General features: G+C 54.8%; 15 protein-coding genes and 1 pseudogene. 8 read left to right on the top strand and 8 right to left on the bottom strand.

The features are described 5' to 3' along the window. Positions 1-62 precede the first annotated feature (62 nt). Together HUF18_RS18490 and HUF18_RS18485 are read right to left on the bottom strand one after the other, a co-directional pair. On the bottom strand, positions 63-3,110 hold the full coding sequence (locus HUF18_RS18490; RefSeq protein WP_225693342.1) for an efflux RND transporter permease subunit: 3,048 nt from the start codon (positions 3,108-3,110) through the stop codon (positions 63-65). A gap of 10 nt (positions 3,111-3,120) precedes the next feature. Further along, positions 3,121-4,269 (bottom strand): efflux RND transporter periplasmic adaptor subunit, encoded by a 1,149-nt coding sequence (locus HUF18_RS18485; RefSeq protein ID WP_225693341.1) that lies wholly within the window; start codon positions 4,267-4,269, stop codon positions 3,121-3,123. Between the two features lie 260 nt (positions 4,270-4,529). Between HUF18_RS18485 and HUF18_RS18480 the strand changes: the two genes are divergently transcribed. The 5 genes from HUF18_RS18480 (at position 4,530) to gcvP (ending at position 11,118) form a co-directional block, all read left to right on the top strand. Then, positions 4,530-5,546, top strand: coding sequence for a helix-turn-helix transcriptional regulator (locus tag HUF18_RS18480; RefSeq protein WP_145465995.1), 1,017 nt, complete (start codon positions 4,530-4,532; stop codon positions 5,544-5,546). Between the two features lie 32 nt (positions 5,547-5,578). Then, a complete protein-coding gene (locus HUF18_RS18475) occupies positions 5,579-6,271 on the top strand; it encodes a TetR/AcrR family transcriptional regulator (protein WP_225693339.1) in 693 nt (230 codons plus the stop codon). Between the two features lie 285 nt (positions 6,272-6,556). Further along, the gene (gcvT, locus tag HUF18_RS18470; protein WP_225693337.1) at positions 6,557-7,651 is read left to right on the top strand and encodes a glycine cleavage system aminomethyltransferase GcvT; all 1,095 of its coding nucleotides are present in this window, start codon (positions 6,557-6,559) and stop codon (positions 7,649-7,651) included. A gap of 49 nt (positions 7,652-7,700) precedes the next feature. Continuing rightward, positions 7,701-8,084, top strand: a complete 384-nt coding sequence (gcvH, locus tag HUF18_RS18465; protein WP_145466000.1) for a glycine cleavage system protein GcvH — start codon at positions 7,701-7,703, stop codon at positions 8,082-8,084. 118 nt (positions 8,085-8,202) lie between these two features. Continuing rightward, a complete protein-coding gene (gene gcvP / locus HUF18_RS18460; protein ID WP_225693335.1) occupies positions 8,203-11,118 on the top strand; it encodes an aminomethyl-transferring glycine dehydrogenase in 2,916 nt (971 codons plus the stop codon). Between the two features lie 211 nt (positions 11,119-11,329). Here gcvP and HUF18_RS18455 read toward each other — a convergent pair whose 3' ends face one another. The 4 genes from HUF18_RS18455 to HUF18_RS18440 all read right to left on the bottom strand — a co-directional run bounded on the left by HUF18_RS18455 (position 11,330) and on the right by HUF18_RS18440 (position 15,040). Next, positions 11,330-11,965: a hypothetical protein gene (locus HUF18_RS18455; protein ID WP_225693332.1), complete on the bottom strand. Its 636-nt coding sequence runs from the start codon at positions 11,963-11,965 to the stop codon at positions 11,330-11,332. A 180-nt stretch (positions 11,966-12,145) separates the two neighbouring features. Next, positions 12,146-13,663: a Fic family protein gene (locus HUF18_RS18450; protein WP_225693330.1), complete on the bottom strand. Its 1,518-nt coding sequence runs from the start codon at positions 13,661-13,663 to the stop codon at positions 12,146-12,148. A 343-nt stretch (positions 13,664-14,006) separates the two neighbouring features. After that, positions 14,007-14,426, bottom strand: a complete 420-nt coding sequence (locus tag HUF18_RS18445; protein ID WP_225693328.1) for a hypothetical protein — start codon at positions 14,424-14,426, stop codon at positions 14,007-14,009. Next, a complete protein-coding gene (locus HUF18_RS18440) occupies positions 14,423-15,040 on the bottom strand; it encodes an HD domain-containing protein (RefSeq protein WP_225693326.1) in 618 nt (205 codons plus the stop codon). The genes HUF18_RS18445 and HUF18_RS18440 overlap by 4 nt, the downstream gene beginning before the upstream one ends. Positions 15,041-15,209: 169 nt before the next feature. On the opposite strand from HUF18_RS18440, the gene HUF18_RS18435 reads away from it, so the two are divergent. The 3 genes from HUF18_RS18435 (at position 15,210) to HUF18_RS18425 (ending at position 19,026) form a co-directional block, all read left to right on the top strand. Then, the gene (locus tag HUF18_RS18435) at positions 15,210-15,818 is read left to right on the top strand and encodes a TetR/AcrR family transcriptional regulator (RefSeq protein WP_225693324.1); all 609 of its coding nucleotides are present in this window, start codon (positions 15,210-15,212) and stop codon (positions 15,816-15,818) included. A 391-nt stretch (positions 15,819-16,209) separates the two neighbouring features. Next, complete coding sequence (locus HUF18_RS18430) at positions 16,210-18,168, top strand: metallophosphoesterase family protein (protein WP_225693322.1); 1,959 nt, start codon at positions 16,210-16,212, stop codon at positions 18,166-18,168. A gap of 300 nt (positions 18,169-18,468) precedes the next feature. Further along, positions 18,469-19,026: a GNAT family N-acetyltransferase gene (locus tag HUF18_RS18425; protein ID WP_225693320.1), complete on the top strand. Its 558-nt coding sequence runs from the start codon at positions 18,469-18,471 to the stop codon at positions 19,024-19,026. 40 nt (positions 19,027-19,066) lie between these two features. On the opposite strand, the gene HUF18_RS18420 is transcribed toward HUF18_RS18425, so the two are convergent. Then, positions 19,067-20,404, bottom strand: coding sequence for an Lcl domain-containing protein (locus HUF18_RS18420; RefSeq protein WP_225693318.1), 1,338 nt, complete (start codon positions 20,402-20,404; stop codon positions 19,067-19,069). Between the two features lie 156 nt (positions 20,405-20,560). Next, positions 20,561-23,248: pseudogene (locus HUF18_RS18415) on the bottom strand (cation-translocating P-type ATPase); the annotation flags it as partial. Between the last annotated feature and the right edge of the window lie 160 nt (positions 23,249-23,408).

The following is a 23,408-nucleotide window of genomic DNA, read 5'->3' as shown; positions in this document are numbered from 1 at the left end:
GGTTTCCGCCTTATTGGCCGCACGCATCAGCGCCGCGGCTTACACCTCTGGTTCCTTACTGACTACGCCTCTGGCTCTTCCGGCATTTTACCCAGAAAACGGTACAGCACCGGCACCACTATCAGGGTCAGCAGGGTCGAAACCAGCAGGCCACCAATGATGGCCCAACCCATTGGCGACCACATGCTGGAGCCGGATAAGGTCAGCGGCAATAAACCACCAATAGTGGTCAGCGTGGTTAATACAATAGGTACAAAACGGGTTTGCGCTGCAGCGGCAATGGCTGCCAGTTGTTCCATACCTTCGCGCCGCATCTGGTTGGCATAATCCACCAGAATAATGGAGTTATTCACCACAATCCCCACCAGCGAGGTCAGACCGATAAAGGCGGTAAAACTGAAGGTATAGCCGGTAATAAACAACGCCAGTAAAGCACCGATTAAGGCAAAAGGAATGGCGGCAAAAACAATTAATGGCTGCACAAAAGAACGGAACTGCAGCACCAGCACGGCAAAAATCCCGAATACCGCCAGAATCAGAGCCTGGGCCATACCGCCGAAAGCTTCTTTGCGGTTGGCCTGCTCACCGCCAATAGTAAAGTGCACACCTTCCGGCCAGGCATATTGCTGCAGTTGTTCAACCACGGCGTTAGTCACGGCTTCGGTGGTAAAACCCGGTAACACATCCGAGGTTACCCGTGCCATACGCTCGGTATCAAAATGCTGGAAGCGGGCAATGCTGGTTTCCAGTTCCAGACTGGCAACCTGCAAAAGCGGCACTAGTTTTCCCTGCGCAGTGGTGATCTGAATATCGTCAAAGGTCGCCAGCTCCGGACGCGGATATTCCGATAAACGCAGCACTAAATTGTATTCTTCACCGTCATCATCGCGGTAAACACCCATAGGTAAACCCACCAGTGCGGTACGGATGGTACGGTCAATGGTGCTGAGCGGAATACCCAGCATGGCGGCTTTATCACGGTTAATCTGCACATGCAGATCCACCTTATATTTGCCGACCGGATTATCCACGCCAACGACGCCTGGGGTCTGCTCCATAATACTGGCGACATCCAGCGACACCCGCTGAATCTGCTTCAGCTCTTCACCCATAATGCGGATTTCAACCGGCGCCTCGACGGGAGGCCCCTGCATAAATTCCTTAACCGTAATCTGTGCACCGGCAATCCGGCCCAGCTCATCACGCAGGGATGAAACCAAAGGTTCGACCTGTGCCAGTTCATACGCACTTAAGGTGACAAATAATTGCGCAAAATTCACCGTCTGCCGCGATGGCATAATGTTGTAATAAATCCGCGGATTACCGCGGCCAACGTTCTGCGCAATATCCACCACTAAAGGCTGTTTACGCACCAGCGCTTCAACCCGTTGTGCCATGGCTTCGGTTTGCTCAAAGCCACTGCCTTCCGGCATATCAATATTCACCAGAATCATTGGTTTTTCGGCTTTCGGAAACAGGCTGACACCGATTAACGGAAACAGCGACAACGAACCGATTAATAACGCCAGAGAAATACCCAACACCCGCTTAGGTTTGGCAAGCGCGCGGTTCAGCCAGCGCAGATAAAAACCATCGGCGATTGCTTCCAGTTTTTTCTGGCTGCGGGTGGTGGTTTTTGCGGCTTTACCTAATTTACTCGCCAGTAACGGCGTTAAAGTCAGGGCAATTAATAACGATGCAAACAGGGTTAATACCACGGTAACCGGCATAGCGCGCATAAAAGTGCCGGAGCCATTCTGCATCAATAACATGGGTAAAAAAGACAGTACGGTGGTCAGCGTACCTGAAGCCACAGCCCAGGCTACCTGTGAACTGCCTTTAACCGCGGCTTCGGTCGGACTGTCACCGTCACGCAAATGACGGGCAACGTTTTCCACCACCACGATGGCGTTATCCACCAGTAAGCCCAGCGCAATCACCAGCCCGACAATGGACATCTGCTGCAGACCAAAGCCGGCTAAATCGACCCAGCCAATGGCAATAAAAATCGATAATGGAATCGCCGCGACCACCACCAGCGCCGGACGCAAACCCAGCACGATCAGTGACAATACAGCGACCAGAATCAGCCCCTGATTTAAATTATCAAAAAAACCGTCAATCTGACGCTCAACACTGAGCGACTGATCCATTACGGTTTTTAACGCAATATGCTGCGGCAGACGCTTATCAGTGTAGGTATCCAGCACCTTCTGAATGCCCTCGCGTACCTGAAAAATCTGGCTGCCTTTACGCTGCACCACAGAAATAAATACCGCTTTTTCGCCATTTAAACGCGCACGGTAACTGGGCAGACTTTCGGTTAACGAAATCTGCGCAATATCACGCAGATAAATCAGGCGCTGGCCCTGACCGCGCACGGCGGTATCGCCGATAGCATCCAGCGATTCATAGTCGCCACTGGTGCGTACGGTAAAGCGCCGCTCACCGGCATTGGCGTGACCACCAGGTAAATTCTGCGCGGCACTGGCTACCGCCGCCTGAATTTCATTCAGGCTGATACCCAGACCATTTACCTTGCGCTGATCGACCTGAATCTGCACTTCCAGTGTTGGCAGTGCGGCAATATCCACCCGCTTAACACCACTGACCCGCTCCAGTTTTTGTTCCAGGGTTTCGGCGTGCTTTTTTAATTCCGGATAATCCGCCTGCTCTGATACCAGTGCCAATTGCAGAATACTGACATCGGCCGGGGATATTTTGTCGATATCCAGATCGACAATACTGGCCGGCAGCTGATCGCGTACCTGCGATACCGCGCCAACCACGTCATCGTATTTATCATCAGGATCGGTGCCGTATAAAAACTCCACACGGATCACCACCAGACCATCTTCCACGCTGGTTTTAATTTCGCGCAGGTCATCCAGTTCATTCAGTGCTGCTTCCAGCGGATCAACCACCAGCTTTTCCATATCCAGCGGCGTTGTTCCCGGATTCACCACTTTGATTACGGCGGCAGAAAAATCGAATTGCGGGTCTTCTGAGCGCGGCATGGTAAAAAATGACACCACGCCAAGCAGCACCAGCAATAAAAACATTACCCAGGTGAACTGGTGATTGCGGATCGCGAGTTGAGGTAATTGCATAACCCGCTCCTTATTCAGCCACAGCCGGTACCGGCACAGCAGGTGCCGCTTCCACCAGCGCAGACTCCGGCAGCGTCACCACACGGCCATGGCTCAGATAAGACGCACCCACCACCACAACCTGTTCACCATCCTGTAAACCACCGGTAATCACCAGCTGATCATGATCCAGCGCCAAAAGTGGCAGACGGCGTAACTGCGCCTGATACTCACCGTCGTTGTTCTGCACCACAAACACTTCCACTTCGGCGCGAGCCCCCTGATGACCGCCCTGATGAGCACTCTGAGCCGCAGGCTGTTTGTTATAGGTCCGGACCATAGCACCAACCGGCAGCAACACCGCCGGACGGGTCTGTGCCGGCATAATCACAGCATGGCCAACAAAACCGGCCAGCAGCGGCTGCTCAGGTTTACCGCTCACACGTAATTCGATCTCAAAGGTCTGACTGGCATCGGCGCGTCCGGCCAGCTCGCTCAGCTCCGCCTGAAATATTTCACCGGGGTAAGCATCAAAGGTTACTTCGGCGTGATCCTGCAGACGCAGACGAACGATATCTTTGTCGGTCACTCCGGCACGCAGCACCCAGCCACTGGTGCGGGCGGCAAACAGAAACACCGGCTTGCCATTGCTGACCATTTCATTGGCTTCTACCGAACGCTTCAGCACCCGGCCATCAGCCGGTGCACGGATAACTGCATGACGCTGATTAAAACGCGCAACGGTCAGATCGGAGCGGGCAACATCCACCTGGGTTTCGGCACTCTGTAACTGCTCCACCGATAAGGCATCCAGCCCCTGTAATGACTGAAAACGCGCCAGATTACGCTCGGCATTGGCCAGCACCGATTCCGCCTTGGCCACCTGCGCGTCGATTTCTTCCAGATCGAGGGCCGCCAGCACCTGCCCGGCTTTTACCCACTGCCCTTCATCCACGGCCACGCGGCGTACCAGGCCGTTGATTTTAAACGCCAGATTCTGTTCAGACTTATTTTCCAGCACACCGCTGATGCGCAGTGGCCGGGCATATTCCTGCCATTGCACACTGACGGTTTCGACCGGTAAGGCCGGTTGTGCCAGAGCAGATCCGGCCAGAAAAAGGCCAATTAAGGTAAAAAGAAAACGGCCGGAATGACGACCTTGCAGACGCAGAAAAAACATAGGGCGCTCCTGTTGTAATTATGCAAACCCATTGATCACGACGAACACCGCCGGGCGCATTAACAACACCGGCATGTTTACAGTGAAAACATACTATGACGACAATGTGAGCATCGTCAACACAACAAAAATGTCCCATCCGGAAAATCTTTGGGTGGTTACAGGCCATTTCTGGGTAGATGTCTGCCAGATAACACATTGTTAAACGTTTGTTTTGCCGTACAGTTCTGCACTCTCACCACATAAAAAAAAGACACACCATGGGCCCTTTAAACTGTACTGCTAACTCACTGCATATTTTGCTGCGCCTGTTGGCCAGCAAAGGCATTAAAAATCAGCAACTGCCGCCAATGGATTTGCCGGCCGATGCATTGTTTAACAGCCGCAGCCGCGTTGCGGTCAGCCAGATCCTGAACCTGCTCGACTGGGCACAGGAACAGCTGCCGCAACAGAATCTGGCACTCGACTACGGTCTGGCGCTGGCACTGCATCAGGAAACGCTGTTTAACACTCTGGCGCAGGGCTGCGCGCTGCTGCGTGAAGACAACCTGCTGACGCGACTGTTTGGTCTGTATCAGGAAGACGATGGCGAAACCTGCCATATCGAGCTGCGCTGGCGCGCCAATCCGACGGTGGCCGAGCAACTGCCGGCCAGTGTGCTGGATGTACTGGTTGCCTGGCTGCACGCCACCTGCCTGCCACTGACCGCCACCAGCCACAGCGATATTCAGCTGTTCCTGCCACAAGGCTGCGAACAACCACAGCGTTACGCCGCTTATGTGCCGCTGAAAATTCACTTCAACGCACCGTACCTGGCCATCCGCCTGCCGACACGCCTGCTGCACAATGAGGCAGACCCGCATAATCTGCCGCAACTGCAGCGCGAACTGCCACCGCGACCGAGCATGCTGGTCGCCAGCAAAGCGGCCAATCTGCTGCGCGCTGAACTGCCGGAACCGCCATCACTGGAGCAGCTGTCACAGGCGCTCAGCCTGAGTGAACGCACCTGTAAACGGCGCCTGCAGGACAGTGGCACGCACTACCAGAAGCTGCTGTCCGAACTGCGCCTGATTCAGGCCCGCGACTGGCTGCAGCGACGGGTTTATAACGTCACGCAACTGTCCGCTGAACTGGGCTATTCCAGCGTTGCCAACTTCTCCAAAGCGTTTAAAAAATGGTGTGGGTACTCTCCCAGCCAGGCGCATCTGGCGAAAAACGGCAGCGTCAGCGGCACGCCGGCGGAACAGAATAAACAGCTCAGTGAAGTTGACGCTTAAGGCGTAACTGGTTTGAATAGCGGGAATCTTTTATGGATCTCCCGATGACCAGCGTCGCCTCAAACCAGAACAACGCCACCACCAGCTACCACCACGGTAATCTGCGTGAGGCTTTGCTGAGCGCAGCGGTCGACAGCATCCGTGAACAGGGCGCCGAGAATCTCAGCCTGCGCGCCCTGGCACGGGTGGTCGGCGTTTCACAAACCGCCCCCTACCGCCACTTTGCCGATAAAAATGGCCTGCTGGTCGAACTGGCACGCCAGACCTTCGATGAACTCAGCGGTATTACCAGCGACTGTATAGACCCCAGCCTGAGCAGTGCCGAGAACCTGCTGCGGGCCGGCGAGGCCTACCTGCGTTATGCCATTGCCAACCCGGAAAAGTACCGTCTTATTTTCGGCAGCAGCATCACCAACCGCGAACAATATCCGCAACTACGCACATCCGCCCACAGTGCCTTTAATGTCTTGCTGCAGCTGATGGCTGAAGGGGCGCAGCGCGGCGAATTCCTCAACACAGAGCCGATGATTCTGGCCAATAACTGCTGGTCGTCGATCCACGGTTTTGCCCTGCTGACCATCGACGGCGTGTTTGCCCGCAAGGAACAACCGCTGGGCTTTGACGACATGCTGCGCACACACCTGCAGCTGACCCTGCGCGCGATTCAGTACGCCCCACAGCACATCCCGCAAAACCTGCCCGGTGCCATACCTTTTTCTGACTAAACAGTCAGATTTCCACCATTTAAGGTAACAGCATCAACCCAGCGGCCATGCGGCCCGCAGGCTTAAACAGGCCAATATTTATAAAATGGAACCATAGTCCAGCTATTTACAGATTGGAGGGTGCCTAAGTCCGTTTTAGGCGCTATACTGCCGCCCTTTTTTACGATCTGAAACAAAGCATTCGTCCGCTTTTACGGCAGACAAAGCACCCTCTGCCAGAGCGCTGGCGGGGCAGAATAAAGACAGCAAACGATCACATCACGACTGACTACAGCAGGACATAACATGGCCAAGCAAACCGCTCTGTACGCCAAGCACCTCGAAGCCAACGGCAAAATCGTCGACTTTGGTGGTTGGGATATGCCCATCCATTACGGCTCGCAGATTCAGGAACACAAAGCTGTGCGCGAGCAGGCCGGTATGTTCGACGTATCGCATATGACCATCGTCGATGTGCGCGGCCCGGATGCCACCGCCTACCTGCAGAAACTGCTGGCCAACGATGTCGCCAAGCTGCAGGAAACCGGCAAAGCCCTGTACTCCGGCATGCTGAATAACGAAGGCGGCGTGATCGACGACTTAATCGTCTACAAGATGGATGGCTGGTACCGCACCGTGGTGAACTGCTCCACCCGCGAAAAAGATCTGGAGTGGATGTCACGTCAGAGCAAAGGCTTTGAAGTCAGCCTGACCGAACGCCCGGAACTGGCGATGGTTGCCGTGCAGGGCCCGAAAGCTATTGAGCTGGTAAAACAGGTAAAAGCCGACGCCGCCGAACTGATCGGCAGCCTGAAAATTTTCCAGGGCAAAGGCAAAAGCGAGTGGTTCTACGCCCGCACCGGTTACACCGGTGAAGACGGTCTGGAAATCATGGTGCCGGAAGCCGAAGTGGCTGATTTCTGGCAGCAGCTGCTGGATGCCGGCGTTGCTCCGGCCGGTCTGGGCGCACGTGATACCCTGCGCCTGGAAGCCGGTATGAACCTGTACGGCAACGATATGGACGAAAGCATTTCGCCACTGCAGGCCGGCATGGGCTGGACCATTGCCTGGGAACCGGCAGAGCGCGATTTTATCGGCCGTACCGCACTGGAAGCCGAAAAAGCAGAGCGCGCAGCTAACCCACAGCAGGCACTGAAGCAGGTTGGCCTGGTACTCGAAGAGCGCGGCGTGATGCGTTCACACCAGAAGGTTGTGGTTGACGGCGTTGGCGAAGGTGAAATCACCTCCGGTACCTTCTCCCCGAGTCTGGAGTATTCCATTGCCATGGCGCGCGTACCGGTTGGCACCGCAGACAAGTGTCTGGTGGAAATGCGTGGTAAATTAGTGCCCGCACGCGTGGTTAAGCTGCCATTCGTCCGTAACGGCAAGCAGCAGTTCTGATACCTTAACGAATTCGTTTTACGCTTTTTATTTTTGAGTGGAGATCAACATGAGCAATATCCCAGCCGAACTGAAATACGTGACTTCCCATGAGTGGATCCGTCTCGAAGCCGACGGCACCGTAACCATCGGTATTACCGATTTTGCCCAGGCTCAGCTGGGTGACGTGGTATTCGTTGAACTGCCGGAAGCCGGTACCGAAGTGGAAGCCGAGCAGGACATCGCCGTAGTTGAATCGGTGAAAGCCGCTTCCGACATCTACGCGCCACTGGCCGGTAAAATCATCGCCGTTAACGACGCGCTGGTTGATACTCCGGAAATGGTTAACGAAGATCCGTACGGCAACGCCTGGTTCTTCAAAATGGAACTGGCTAACGCCGACGACCTGAACAACCTGCTCGACGCCGACGCTTACGCGGCTGCCTGCGAGTAAGACGACACCACTGGCGCCTGCCGCAGCGCAGGCGCAGTGATTAAGAAGTGCCGTTAAGACGTGCTGTTAACTCCGTTAGCAGCACTGCCTCACCAGCTTAACTTTTTTGAGTTCTCCCATGACCACACTGTCTCTTAAAGATCTGGAACAACGCGATAATTTTATCGGCCGTCACATTGCCTCCAATGGCGCAGGCCCGGACAGCAACGAAGAAGCCGCTCTGCTGGCTGCCGTTGGTGCCGACTCGCTGGAAGCCCTGAGTGCCGAAATCGTGCCTGCTGATATTCTGCGCGCGCCTTTCCTCGACATTGCCGACGGTAAAAGCGAATACGATGCGCTGAATTATTTAAAGTCGCTGGCGGCGAAAAATAAGATCTTTAAGAGCTACATCGGTCTGGGTTACCACGACACCATTATTCCGCCGGTGATTCTGCGCAACGTGCTGGAAAATCCGGGCTGGTACACCGCCTACACCCCTTACCAGCCGGAAATTGCCCAGGGCCGCCTCGAAGCCCTGCTGAACTTCCAGCAAATGGTGATCGACTTTACCGGTATGGAACTGGCCAACGCCTCGCTGCTGGACGAAGGCACCGCCGCTGCCGAAGCCATGGCAATGGCCAAACGCTCGGTAAAGAAAAACAAATCCAACACTTTCTACATTGATGAAAACTGCCTGCCGCAGACCATCGACGTGGTGAAAACCCGCGCCGAAGCCTTTGGCTGGGACGTACTGGTTGGCCCGGCGGATGCCGCTGCCGACGCCGATGTATTCGGCGCACTGTTCCAGTATCCGGGTAAAAACGGTGACGTACGCGACTTCACCGACGTGATTACCGCCCTGCACGCCAAAGACGCGCTGGCTGCCGTGGCCACCGACCTGATGGCGCTGGTGATGCTGAAAGCACCGGGCGAAATGGGTGCCGACATCGTTCTGGGTAACGCCCAGCACTTCGGCGTACCGATGGGCTTTGGTGGCCCGCACGCGGCGTTCTTCGCCACCCGCGATGCCTACAAGCGTAATATTCCCGGCCGTATTATCGGTGTTTCTATCGACGCTCAGGGCAAGCCTGCGCTGCGTATGGCACTGCAGACCCGTGAACAGCATATCCGCCGCGAGAAGGCCAACTCCAACATCTGTACTGCGCAGGTGTTGCTGGCCAACCTGAGTTCCTTCTACGCCGTATACCACGGCCCACAGGGTCTGAAGACCATTGCCGGCCGTATTCACCGTTTAACCGATATTCTCGCAGCAGGTCTGCAGGCTAACGGCATTGAACTGGTCAACAACCACTGGTTCGACACCCTGACCTTTAACGCCAGCGACAAAGCCGCGGTACTGGCCCGCGCCGAAGCGCGTGAAGTGAACCTGCGTGACGACGCCGCTCTGGGTATGGCAGCAGACACTCTGGGGGTCAGCCTGCACGAGAAAACCTCCGCCGCCGACGTTCAGGAACTGTTCGATATTATTCTCGGCGAAGGTCATGGTCTGGACGTGTACGCACTGGATGCACAGATTGTTGCCAGCGGCTCCAACAGCATCGACGCCGGTCAGGCACGTAACACCGCCTTCCTGACCCACCCGACCTTCAGCCGCTACCATACCGAGCATGAAATGCTGCGTTATATGAAGCGTCTGGAGTCGAAAGACCTGGCCATGAACCACAGCATGATCACGCTGGGTTCCTGCACCATGAAACTGAACGCCACCACCGAAATGATTCCGGTCACCTGGCCTGAGTTCTCCAATATTCACCCGTTCGCGCCTAAGTCACAGACCGTTGGCTACGAACAGATGATTGCCGAGCTGGACGACTACCTCAAAGCCGTTACCGGTTTTGACGCCATCTGTATGCAACCGAACTCCGGTGCGCAGGGCGAATACGCCGGTCTGCTGGCGATCAAGAAATACCACGAAAGCCGTGGCGAAGGTCACCGTAACGTCTGTCTGATTCCGCGCTCTGCCCACGGTACTAACCCGGCGTCGGCGCAAATGGCCTCGATGCGCGTAGTGGTTACCAACTGCGATGACGAAGGTAACGTCGACTTTGACGACCTGAAGAAAAAAGCCGAAGAAATCGGCGACCAGCTGTCGTGCCTGATGCTGACCTACCCGTCGACCCACGGTATTTACGAACAGGGCGTGCGTGAAATCTGCGATCTGGTACACAGCCTCGGCGGCCAGGTGTATATGGACGGCGCCAACCTCAACGCACAAGTGGGTATTACCCAGCCGGCGTTTATCGGTGCCGACGTATCGCACATGAACCTGCACAAAACCTTCGCCATTCCACACGGCGGCGGCGGCCCGGGCATGGGCCCTATCGGCGTTGCCAAACACCTGGCGCCATTCGTGGCCAACCACGCGGTACGCCCGCTGGAGAACGAAGCCAAAGGCAATGGTGCGGTATCGGCTGCGCCTTACGGCTCCGCCAGCATTCTCACCATCAGCTGGATGTACATCACCCTGATGGGCGGCAAAGGCCTGCGCCGTGCGACCCAGAACGCACTGCTGAAAGCCAACTATCTGGCCAAGCGTCTGTCGGCTCATTACCCGATTCTGTACTCCGGCCAGAACGGCCGCGTAGCGCACGAATGTATCGTTGACCTGCGTCCGCTGAAAGCCGAAAGCGGCATTACCGAAGTGGATATCGCCAAGCGCTTAATGGACTACGGTTTCCACGCGCCGACCATGTCGTTCCCGGTTGCCGGCACCTTTATGATCGAGCCGACCGAATCGGAATCCAAAGCCGAAATCGACCGCTTTGCCGACGCCATGATCAGCATTAAAGGCGAAATCGACGCGGTACTGCGCGGTGAACTGGATGCGGAAAACAACCCACTGAAAAACGCCCCGCACACCGCACCGGTAATTGCCGGCGAATGGGACCGTCCGTACAGCCGCGAACTGGCCGCTTACCCGGTTAAAGAACTCGGCGCCCATAAATTCTGGCCAACCGTTGGCCGTATTGATGACGTGTACGGCGACCGGAACCTGATTTGCTCTTGTCCGGCGATTGAGAATTACGAAGATTGATTCGTAGGGTGCGCACTGCGCACCGCCTGATCATTGCCAGACTCCTCAAAGGAACCTGGTGAACGACATAAAGAAGCCCGCGAAAGCGGGCTTTTTAACGCTTACATAAACTGCACCAGGTAAGATCGTCAAGTTTGGTGCGCCAACCATTTTTTAGACATACTTACCAACCAACATAATCCCAAATCCCGGCATAAAAGCTACTCATGGGTTACTGGAGCAGCATTGCTTCTGGTGGAGATATTTTTTTAAATCTCTCAATAACACCAGCCACTTCATCGTTACTCAAAAGTGGGGAATATGTTTTTCCACTAACAATATTGGTTAGCCCAAAAACTCCTTCGTATTTCTTATATTCAACCTTACCATCAATGTATACACTTGCCACCGTATTACCTGATGCGCTTTTAGACATAATCACCGGAATCTTAATAGTTTGTTTTGTAGTTGCCTCTCCAGTTATTTTTGGATTACTAGAGGTTGCAACTAACCGATCATTTACTGTGTCGTAGCGTTTGGTCTCGCCCAGATATTGTCCTTTGTGAAAGACAAAGGTAACTACGCAATTTGTCTCGGAAGTACAATCTTTAAAAACCTCCTTTCCCAAAACCAGATCAGGTCGTGGAACGCGAATATCTTTAGTCTGATTAAAACGGGCTTTGTCTTTAATACCCGATGCACTGACAAGGTCATATTCGATTATTTCCATTGCTCGTTTAGCAGAAATTCCTGACTTGAATTCTAACTTTATATTCTTTGACTCAGAAAACCTTTCGATTGGCTTCACCGTGCTACAACCGAATAAAAAAAGTGCTGAAATTATGAAGCATGAATTTTTTACGATCATTTAAAATCCTTTTACCTGATTTTTCGAAGATATATTTCATCAATCATGATACCTTAATTTTCTTCTAGCGAACCACTGAAATCTCACCCGCTATCGAGACACCCACTCTAAGCACCCTTGTTTACCCAGCCTGCTATTCAAACAGACTGACATTCCGCGACAGTCAGAATCTCTGCCCGCTCACCCACCGATAATTCCACCTAAAAATTTGGTAAACGGCACAATATCCCGCCGCACGCTGGCGGCTTCCAGCGCGTCCATATATTCCGTGCGGCGTTCAACCGGCACCACGGTCCAGAGGTAGCCACCGGCGGCCATCATCAGGTTCATTAAAAAGCGGCCCATACGGCCGTTACCATCGAAATACGGATGAATATACACAAAGAAAAAATGCCCCAGCACAATACGCACAGCCGGATGTTCTTCGTGTTGCAGCAGCTCAAATAAAGCGGGCAGCATATCGCGCACGGCGTCCGGCGTTGGCGGTGTGTGCATGGAGCGGCGGATATACACCGGGCCATTGCGGTATCCGGCCAGATCGGTGGCGTTAATAATACCGGCGGCAACGCTGGCGCCGAATAATGCCAGATACCAGTCACCGTGTGTTTCTTCCAACACAGTACCGGCATTCTCTCCATTCAGAACCCGTTCCAGCGCGTGCTTTACCTGCTGAAACGCATCCCAGTAACCTTTAGCTGCCAGTGCATCGACCTGCTGCCGGTCGTTGTCGTTCTGCTGCGGGTTCCAGCCTCCGGTGCGCACACGCTCAATGAGTTCCGGCGTTACCCGGTAGCCTTCGATGGATAACGAGTGATAGGCATCGCTGACGTATTTATCGCTGACATCCGTTAAATACTCCGCAGCGGATACCGGCGTGTTAAGCGGCGCAGGAAAATGTGCAATCACATCGTCGCGCATCGTCGCCCACAGCAGGCGTAAACGGTTTACATGAGGCGAGGTATCACGCCGGCCAAACTGCAGTGGCGGTTGTTCTGTAAAAGGATTCACTTCGTTAATGGTGTAGTCCGCTGCAGTCATCGCTTTAACGATGTTGCTGGCAATCTGCTCGCGGCCAATAGCGCGGAACGCACCGGCCAGCCGTCCGGCGACGGTACTGTGACCGCCCTTTAACAACAGGCTGAGCAGTTCGGAGGCATCGCTGATCATGGAAAGAGCCGTTTGCACCACCACCGGCTGGGCGACAAAGTGTTTCGGTGCGCAGTTCACCAGCGCCGACGCCAGGCTGTGTACGTTCAACCCTTCCAGAGTTGTTCTGTCTGCGGGTTCCGGCACGGCGAGTTTCATATCAAACACCGAGGTGCCGTACAGCAGTCCGGTTGGTTGGTTGCGGGCATTGGGCGAGCGCACCAGCAACTGGGCAGGCACGGTTCGGTCGCCAATGTGCAGGCTGAGGGATTGTTCCGGCGACAGGCACCAGTCACTCCCGAGTCGCTCGTTGAGATAATCGGCACAGAACGCCCAGAATGAGGTGTACCAGGAAGTGGTATCCCCCGGTGCTTCATCCGGTGCCGAGGGAATGTACCAGCCTTTGATCACCTCTTTGATAAAGCCATATTTCAGCAGACGCTCACGGTGGACACGACTGAGCTGCGCCGACCGGATAGCGGTAATGCCCTGATCCTGAAGGGTTTTAAGCTGCTCTAACGAGTCTGCGAGCTTCTGCGATACATCATTCATAACACCACCGTCAGCGTATTCTGCTTTGCGGTTTATAGCTTATCATGCATTGTGGTTTATAGCTTATTATGCATCACGTCTTATAGCTTATTGTGCATTACGGTTTATAGCTTATTGTGCTATTTGCTGTTTTTCTCATTCCCATGCTCCGCGGGCAATGCAACTCCGTAAGTAAAGACTCCCACGCAGAGCGTGGGAGCCAGATGAGAGCGTGGGAGCCAGATGTTCAACCTTCCGCCCGTAACTCGTTCCCATGCTCCGCGTGGGAATGCAACTGAGCCAGCCAGGGGTACCACGCAGAGCATGGGAGCCAGATGAGCCCGCATCCATAAGCCATTCACCTTCAGCCTTCCGCCCGTCGCCACAGATTAAACACCGCATTATCTGCCGAGCCCATAGCCATAATAAACGTCTGAAAATCGATACCGGCAAAGTGCTTTTCCAGCACGAGCAGTATCTGCTCTTCTCCTTTAATGCCCTGCGGTAAATACACCGGCTTCTCTTCATTCCTCAGGTAAAAACACCACCAGACATCTTCCTGCCACGGGCCCTGATCGGTGGTGATAATGTCGATCTGTTCTACGGCCCGGTAAGCAATATCCCGCTCGCGGCCATTGCCCTGAGTTATATGCATACCGCTGTCGCTGAACTGCACGCTCTCCTTCGCACTCTTCTGCACTATCTCCTGTAAACCAGACTCGCTCACCGCTTTACCCTTAACCGCGCGCTGCCAGCCTTCGCTGATTTTTTTAAAAAGGCTCATAACCATTCCTCCAGTTCCCAGTGAATATTGGCGCGGGCAACCTGCTCGCTGTACTGTCTGAAATACGGGCTGGAGAAGATCCATTCACGCTCTAACAGCTCATGCAGAAAACGGCGGCGGCCAAAGCGGTAAACAAAGTCGGGAAGAAAATATTCCTTGCGGCACTGGCTGGCATAAGCACGGTAAGCCGCAGGTTCGGCGGCCAGTATCGACAGGTCGATATCCATAAACAGCTGCACATCACTGTCGGCCTGATACTGATGAGTACGGGTTGCCAGAATCAGTTGTTCGGCTTTGGCGATCACCGCTTCAGGAACCGCCAGCGGCTGCAGATATTCACGTGCCAGTGCCGCACTCAGCTCTTCGTTATTGCCTTTGTTCTGCTGAATCAGATCGTGAAACCAGATGGCAAAGAAGAACGCCGGCCAGTCTGCTATCGCCGCGCGCTGTTGCTGCGCCAGCTCCAGCATCTGCCGGATATGGCCAATGCCGTGGTAGAAGCGCTGCGCGCCGCTGTAGCTGCTCTGCAGCAGGTTAAACACCTGCTGGCAGGCCTGACTGTCGGCCCCCCACTGCTGCGCCTGTTGCTGCCATTGCTCGCTGAGTTGTTGCATCGCTGTTCTCCTTACCATTTTCTCTGGCGTGTTCTCTCTGGCGCTTTCGCTCTGCCAGTCACATCCTATAAATTGGTTGGTCAACCAACTTAAGTCAAAGATAGGTTATCCACTTCCCTGTCGTCAAGTATTTTGGTTGAATAACCAAAATACTTATCCGGGACCCATCATGGCCAGACCTTCCAATACCGGGCACCGCCGCCAGGAAATCGTCAACGGCCTGATGCAGGCCATGGCCGACAAGGGCTACGAAAAGGCCTCCATTCAGAGCATTGCCAAAGCGGCGGGCTTATCGCCGGGGTTGATTCATTATCACTTCAAAACCAAGCAGGAGATTCTGATTGCGCTGATTCATCAGATCAGCGAGCAGGCCGCGCAGCGTTTTACCCTGCTGGCAGACGCCGCCGGGAATGCCCAACAACAGCTCGATGCCTATATCGACGCCGCACTGGCGTTAGGTGATGGCAGCAACCCGGAGGCGGTAACCGCCTGGGTCATTATTGGCGCAGAGGCTGTGCGTATTGAGGAAGTGCGCGCGCTGTATCAGCAGATTATCCGCCAGCACAGCCAGCAGCTCAGCGAATTATTACAGCAGGCGGCGGCAGAGAATGGCGTAACGCTCAACCCGTCACAAACGGCAGATATCGCCGCCTTTGTGATCGCCAGTATCGAGGGCAGTTACCAGCTGGCCACCACAGCCCCGGCAGCGAACCCGGGTTATGCAGCCCGTTTACTGAAACAGGCGCTCACAGGTATGTTGCAGGCAAATAATTCATAAGCCGAACACACTCAGCGTACGGATGCGCCAATATACGCCTGAAGTTATATTGCATTAATATGCACTGCGGCGTTTTATTGCAGAAAATCTGCGAAAAATACTGTTCCGGAATTTTGCATGTTTTTTATTAATATCATCATCAACCCTTAACAATCAGGTGATTTCCAGTAAAAAAACGGCCATTAATGACCGGATTGAAATACTACCGACCCGCTCAATAAAAAAACCATCTGCTTAGAAATAATAGCAAGCCATTAACAGAGCCATTCTGAAACCATTTGAAACCTGAAGAAAACATTATTTCGCTGAGATTTTGTTTATATTAAAACTGTCACGCCATATTAATAAACAAGCCTCTCAATGCGTCCTTCAATTAAGAAGGAGTCCACCTGTGAAATCACCCCACTTACTTATCCCGCTGGCGCTGATAGGCAGCAGTTTGCTGACTGGCTGTAATGACGATTCATCCAATAAAACGGACACCACCGCCGTCGTTGTCGATGAAAAACACTACCAACCTTTTACCATTGGCCTGCTGCCTGACACTCAGGGTGGCAGTGATGCCTCCGGCCAGGCTCATGTAGCCCTGCACCCATTGCGCGAAGTATTAAAGCATCAGTCAGCGGCAGGCGCTGATATGGTTATTGCGTTAGGTGATCTGACCGATAAAGGATCGGCCGTTGAATGGCAGGAATGGACATCCGTAGCCAAAACCTATCGTGATCAGGGTATGGAGTTTTTACCGGTTATGGGTAATCACGAAATGAACTACAGCTACACCCACGCCTGGGTGGAAACAATGCGGGATTATATTCCTGAAGATGCGGTTCATATGCCAGGCTACGAGTGGATCAATTATTATGTCGTGCGCGAAAATGTTCTGGTTATCGGCCTTGCTTATTACAACCTGCCGATTGCTATCGACTGGATTGAAGAAACATTAGAAAAAACCGCCGGGCAAGTCGATCACGTGATTGTTGCCAGCCACGATGGTCTGATTGGTGCAAAGTACGGCCTCACCCGCGAACAGATTGTTGAAGGCACCAAAGACGATGACTGGGTATATGCTGTTGCCGATCAGATCCGTGCGTTGTTTTCACATCACGATGTTATTTATGTACAAGGGCATGAGCATCAATATCAGCGCTCATTAATTGCCAAAGATACAGCGCAAACCACTTTTCCGTCCGGCTCAACACCTTCCGGCGGTAATTACCGGATGAACGCTTACACGCAGATCATGGCGGGCAATGCATCCTATAAAGGCTACGAATTCCGCTATGGCGAACGTGAATTGGTGCAGATGATTATTGCGCAGAAAAATGCGACCCAAAGCGGTGGTTCAACCCACTTTGACGTAAATTCCGGGCTGCTGCATTTTGATAACGACCGGGTTAATTATCAGGGATATTTTGCCGAACATACCGCCACCAGCAATAACAGCGATCAGGCCTTTACCGCCGACTGGCAATTGCATGATCAGTTCACCCGCACCGGCAACCGCTGTGAAACCGTGGTGTATCCAAACAGCATTCCTGATGGCACGCGCTCGGTAATGGTTTTCCAGCCAGATTACATCACGGATATTTGTCTGGCAGATGACGGCTCTGTGGCACGCCTCGCCGGTGGTGTGAATAACACCTTTAACCGTACCGATACCCGTGGCCGGGATATGGAATATATGCCCGGTTTTTCACGCGCAGAAACGCTGACCGATCTTACCCGCCTGGCGTATCAGTGGATGTATCAGTTTCATGAGAGCTGGACTCCTAACCTGAACGGTGAACAGCGGATTATTCCTAATACCGTTGATAATGTGCTGGATATCCCGGAAACCACTATTGATCTGAAAGAGCATGTAACCCTGAGCTGGACACCGGCAACCGCTGATACCCTGTCCGATATTCTGATTGTCAGTGGTACGCAAAACCAGACCGGCGTTTATCAGGGCGATTATGGTGAAACCAAAGATATCCTCACAGACGCAGGCCTGCCCGGTTCGACCACCGATGCATCATCCGCTAAAACACCGGTTGTTCTGCCGGCCAGCGCAACACGCAACTGGAATATCAGCGATGCTGTTGCCGACGCTTACGCGGTTGAATTTAAAGGGGCGGAAAATCTGACCGCTGATAATGCTCAGCTTGCCAGCCTGAAAGCCAGCCAATGGCAACCACTGACCAGCGGCAATTGTGTAACCGCTGGCCGTTGGCTGAAAAGCTACCTGCAAACGCCACCGGTCCGCCCGGCAGAATGTGCCAGTCAACCACTGGTAGGCTACGACGCCGGCGAAAATACCTGGTGGACGGTTCTGAACCGGGATGCCGAACTGGCACTGATCACTCTCTGATACCTGTATCTTGCACAATACAGAAACAGACCTCAGCGACCTGCCGCTGAGGTCTTTTTTTAATTCGTTTCCATACCCCGCGTAGCTCATTCCCATGCTCCGCGTGGGAATGCAATTCCGTAAAGACTACCACGCAGAGCGTGGGAGCCAGGTGTGATGCTCAGCGTGGGAGCCAGGTGATACTCCGCGTGGGAGCCAGGTTATGTATTTTTCGCTGTATTATCTGATACCTGTTTTATACGCTGGCAAAAAATACCCCATCCGCTAACATGGCCGATTGTTTAATCACCGCACTGTTTTATGTCTTCGTTACGCCCCGCTCTCATAACCGATATTCCGGAAATTCTGCGCATTCAGGCGCTGTGCTACACCAGCATCGAGCCTGAGAGAGCCGAAGCTTTTATTAATAAATTACAGCAGGCACCCGGCTGTGCTTTTGTTGTTGAAGATAAAAACGACATTATTAAAGATGCGGGCAACAATAGTGATGCAGAGATAAAAGAAAATGGAAAATTACTGGCCTATTTATTTGCCCTGCCAATCCACACAGAACAGCCGCCCGCACTGGATGCCGATGATTTTATCGTGCCACCGGAGGCTGATTGTTTATATCTGCATGATTTAGCCATTGATCCCTCCGCGCGCGGCCTGGGTTTAAGCGCACCACTGCTGGAGGCATTTTTTAATACTGCCAGAGCGCGGTGTTTTAGCCAGACCAGCCTGATTGCCATTCAGAATTCGGTGCCGTTCTGGCAGCGTTATGGTTTTCATAACCGCCATCCGCTGTCACAGCAGCCGGAGCTGCAGGCCAGAATCAGCGTCTATGGCGAAGCCGCTTATCTGACCTGCGCGCTTTGATATAACCGATACCGGATTAAGCCGGATTCATGCTTCGGCTTTAAGGGTCGGTTTGCGGTTCGGTTTGCGGATCAGAGTGACACTCGGAACAGGATTCCTGCAGCCAGACATCATCCGTCTGCTGACTATTGTCAGACACCGGCTGATCGTTATCTGCACCAGAAAATGCAACCCCATACAACGCCTGCAGCACAGAGAAATCCATAAACATATCCGAGCGGTTACTGCTGACTGAGCGCCGGCTCTGCGAGCGCATGGAATATTCCTCGCCTCTTACCACCAGTGGCAGCCAGTGCGCCTGCTTACCATCAGAAATAACCCTGTTGCGCTGCAGATCAAAAATCTGTGCCTGCCCCTGCTCATCCTGAACCCAGTAAATATCGCTGCCGGCAAACGGCAGGCTGAGCGGAAACGCCCAGCCGCCATTATCATGATTAATCAGGCTGTGTAATTCATTCACCGTCGGCAGGCGCCACTGATCCTGGCCACAGAAATGCTGCTGCGATAATGCATCCAGACGCTGCTGCAGCGCATTCAGAGTCAGCGCGGTGGCCGATTCTTCACTGACCAGCCAGCGCTGTCCCAGCTGCAGGTAATCGACACAGCCCCAGGCCTGCTCCTGATACGGGCGGTGCTGCCAGCGCAGTGGGGTGCCCCAGCGGTCGAGGCGCACCATACGTTGCTGTTCAGATAAATCGCCATGGCCAAAATCCGGCCGCTGATGCAGCAAGGCAAAACTGTCGGCCAGTGCCTGCTGATGACGCAGCTGAAAACCAATACGGTGTACCGGGCTGCGCGCCAGCACCTGTGCCAGTTGCCAGCTGCTCTGATAGTGCGTCAGCAGCGGTCCGGCAGGATGAGCCGCCGCTGTATCCGCACCGTCACTGATACCCTCCAGCAAGACGGCATGCAGAATATTATGCAGCGGTTCCAGCTGTGGATTGGCCGGTTCGGCACGGCTGCCATTACTGAGGGCCGCACGGGCAGTGCTCAGAGCACTGAGCTGCAACTGCCCGTGCTCGTCCGGGCGACCACGTAAACGGTAAGCGCCGGACCAGGCTTCAGCCCAGAGTCCGGCCGGAGCATCCTGTACTGGTCGCGGCAGGCGGAAGTGGCCGTCAGCTGCAACGCTTACCGCCTCACCCACAGGTTCATCATCAAACAGCCACTGCACCCGAAAACCAGACCAGTCGACCGTTGTTGCCGTCAGTATCAGCTGTCCTTCAACCAGTGCACGCTCATGCAGTTGCGGAATCGGCGGCAGGGCCGAGAAGCCCAGACGCGGTTCAGCAGCGGATTTTACCTGCGGGGTTTTATCGGCCCGAGTGTCACTATCGCAACCTGTCAGCCCCGGCAGAGAAAGGGCACACACAGCCATAACAGCCGGAAACCGGACAGAAGATGAAGGAAAATAACGACTGAACATAAGAAAACAACGACTTATGGAAAGCGCGCATTATTGCACGAATAAAAACCAATATTGCAGAACTGACTCTCGCTTACGGGTAGTGAAGACCATTTTACGGTTATCAGATCAGCGGGCCTGAAAGCGCCTGCTCACCCAGCCTTCCAGCTGCAGTATCAGTAACAGTACGATGCCACAGCCCGCCGCCACCAGCAGCGCTGCAATATCCGGCGCGCTGCTGTTAAAGGTACGCTGAAACAGCGGCAGCCAGTTAAATAAAGACTGCATCACAATCAGCGCCGCAATGGCCGCCCAGATTACCGGCGTACCTTTAAAACCCTGCAAACTTATGGCCTGCCCCGGCGGGTAACGCACCGCAAACAGATAGAATAACTCCATCGCCACCAGCGCATTTACCGCCACGGTACTGGCAAAGGCCTCGCTGCCGGAATGCGCCATCCCCCAGTGCCAGGCGGCAAAAATACCGGCCAGAAACAGCAACGACACCTTCAGTACCTGCCAGGCAAGACGCCGGCTGAGCAGAGGCTCAAAGCGGGCACGGGGTGGCTGCTGCATCATGCCGGGTAAGGCCGGCTCAAACGCCAGGGTCATGGCCAGAATCACCGAGCTGATCATATTCACCCACAGAATCTGCAGCGCTGAAATCGGCAGGGTATGCCCCAGCAACAGCGCCACCACCAGACTGATGGATTCACCGCCGTTAATCGGCAGCATAAAGGCGATGCCTTTTTTCAGGTTCTGATAAACCGTGCGGCCTTCCTTAACCGCGGCCACCAGACTGGCAAAGTTGTCGTCCAGCAACACCACCGCCGAGGCTTCACGCGCCGCCTGTGAGCCTTTGTGTCCCATGGCAATGCCCACGTCGGCGGCTTTCAGTGCCGGCGCATCGTTCACGCCATCGCCGGTCATCGCCACCACGGCGCCGCCCTGATCATTAGCGCGCTGATTGCCACGGTCATTCCCGCGATCATTGCCAAGATCAGTGCTGCTCTGCAGCGCCTGCACCAGCCGCAGCTTATGTTCCGGGCTGGTGCGGGCATAAACATTCACCCGCCCGACGCAATCCTGCAGCGCCTGATCATCCAGCTCGTCCAGTTGTTTGCCGGTCAGTACCTCACCGCTGTTACTCAGCCCCAGCCTTGCCGCAATGGCACTGGCGGTCAGTGCGTGATCGCCGGTGATCATCTTCACCGCAATACCGGCAGCATGGCATTCCGCCACCGCGGCGATGGCTTCGGCGCGCGGCGGGTCCATCAAACCGACCAGACCGATCAGCTGCAGCTCATTCAGGTCGGACATTTCCAGCTCACTGCCGCTGTATTCTTTGCAGGCCAGGGCCAGTACCCGCTGGCCATCGGCGGCCAGCCGCTCAATCATTTCAAGCCAGTATCCGGTTTGCAGAGGCACGCTGTTACCGGCGTCATCCAGCTGCTGGCGGCAACGCTGCAGCAGTGCTTCCGGCGCGCCTTTTACCCACAGCACATGCCGCCCCTGATGGTTGTGATTCAGCGTCGCCATCAGGCGGTATTCGGCATCAAAGGGAATTTCGTCACGCCGTGGCCAGTGCTGGGCCAAACGCACCGGATCACCATCCAGCCGGTGGACCAGTACCTGTAATGCGGCTTCCATCGGGTCACCGTGAATTTTTACCGCGCCTTCGGCGGCCTGCAGACTGGCATCGTTACACAGTGCCGCCGCCAGCATCAGGGGTGTCTGCAGCGCTTCCGGTAAGGGTTTATCCAGTCCGCCATCGAGGGCGTAGCCATCACCACGCACCTGGCGGTAATGAGCGCCACAGGCCAGGGCCGCCACCATCATTTCATTGCGTGTCAGGGTGCCGGTTTTATCCGAGCAGATCACCGACACCGCACCAATGGTTTCAATCGCCGGCATGCGCCGCACCACGGCCTGACGCTTGGCCATACGCCGCACCCCCACGGCCAGGGTAATCGACAGAATGGCGGGTAACCCTTCCGGAATAGCCGCCACCGTCAGACCGACAACGGCAATAAATAAATCGGCAAATGGCAGCCCGCTGAGCCAGTGGCCAAGCAGCAGAATCAGTAAGCCACCGGCCAGCACCAGCGTCGCCATCAGCCGCGCAAAGCGATCCATCTGTGCCAGTAGCGGGGTTTGTAAGCCGGTTGTTTGCTGCAATAAGCCTGAAATGCGGCCGATTTCTGAACGGCTGCCGGTCGCCACCACCACGCCGCGGCCGGTACCGCGCACCACCAGCGTGCCGGAAAAGGCCATATTGGTCTGATCCCCCAGCGCACTGGCGGCGGCCAGAGCCTCTGGCTGCTTTTCCACAGCCAGCGATTCGCCGGTCAGAATGGCCTCATCCAGACTCAGACTGTGGCAACGTTCCAGACGGATATCCGCCGGCACCCGGTCGCCGGGTTCAAGCAGCACCGTATCGCCGGGCACCAGATCGGCGGCAGCAATGCGCTGGCTGTGACCATCGCGGATCACACTGGCCGCCGGTGCCAGCATATGGCGGATAGCCGCCAGCGCCTGTTCTGCACGGCCTTCCTGTACCAGCCCGATCAGCGCCTGGGAAATCACCACCGCCAGAATCACCACACTGTCGAGGGTGTGGCCAAGTAGCGCGGTAATTACCACCGCCGACAGCAGCACCAGAATCAGCAGATTACTGATCTGTGCCCATAAGCGCTGCCACCACGAACGCCCGCGTGCCTGCGGCAGACTGTTGCTGCCCAGTTGCTGTAACCGTGTTGCGGCTTCGCTGCTGCTAAGACCCTCTTCCGGTGCCTGCAGCCGGACGCGGATCTCGGCCACAGCAAGCTGACTGGCCGCCATAGTAGTGGGGTCATCAACAAGCCGATCGGCGGTTTTGCGGTCGCGGGCAAGGGTCATAGCTTCGTCCTGAAATTAGGCTGTTTAGTGTGCCGTTTCTGCAGGCAGGAGGGGTTGCGGCGGGTCAAGATTAAGGCGG

It is taken from the genome of Thalassolituus sp. ST750PaO-4, assembly GCF_020320405.1.
In the GTDB taxonomy this organism is placed as follows: Bacteria; Pseudomonadota; Gammaproteobacteria; order Pseudomonadales; family Oceanobacteraceae; genus Venatoribacter; species Venatoribacter alkanivorans.
The sequence above is the reverse complement of the archived record's forward strand: the minus strand, read 5'-3'. Positions and strand labels throughout refer to the sequence as shown.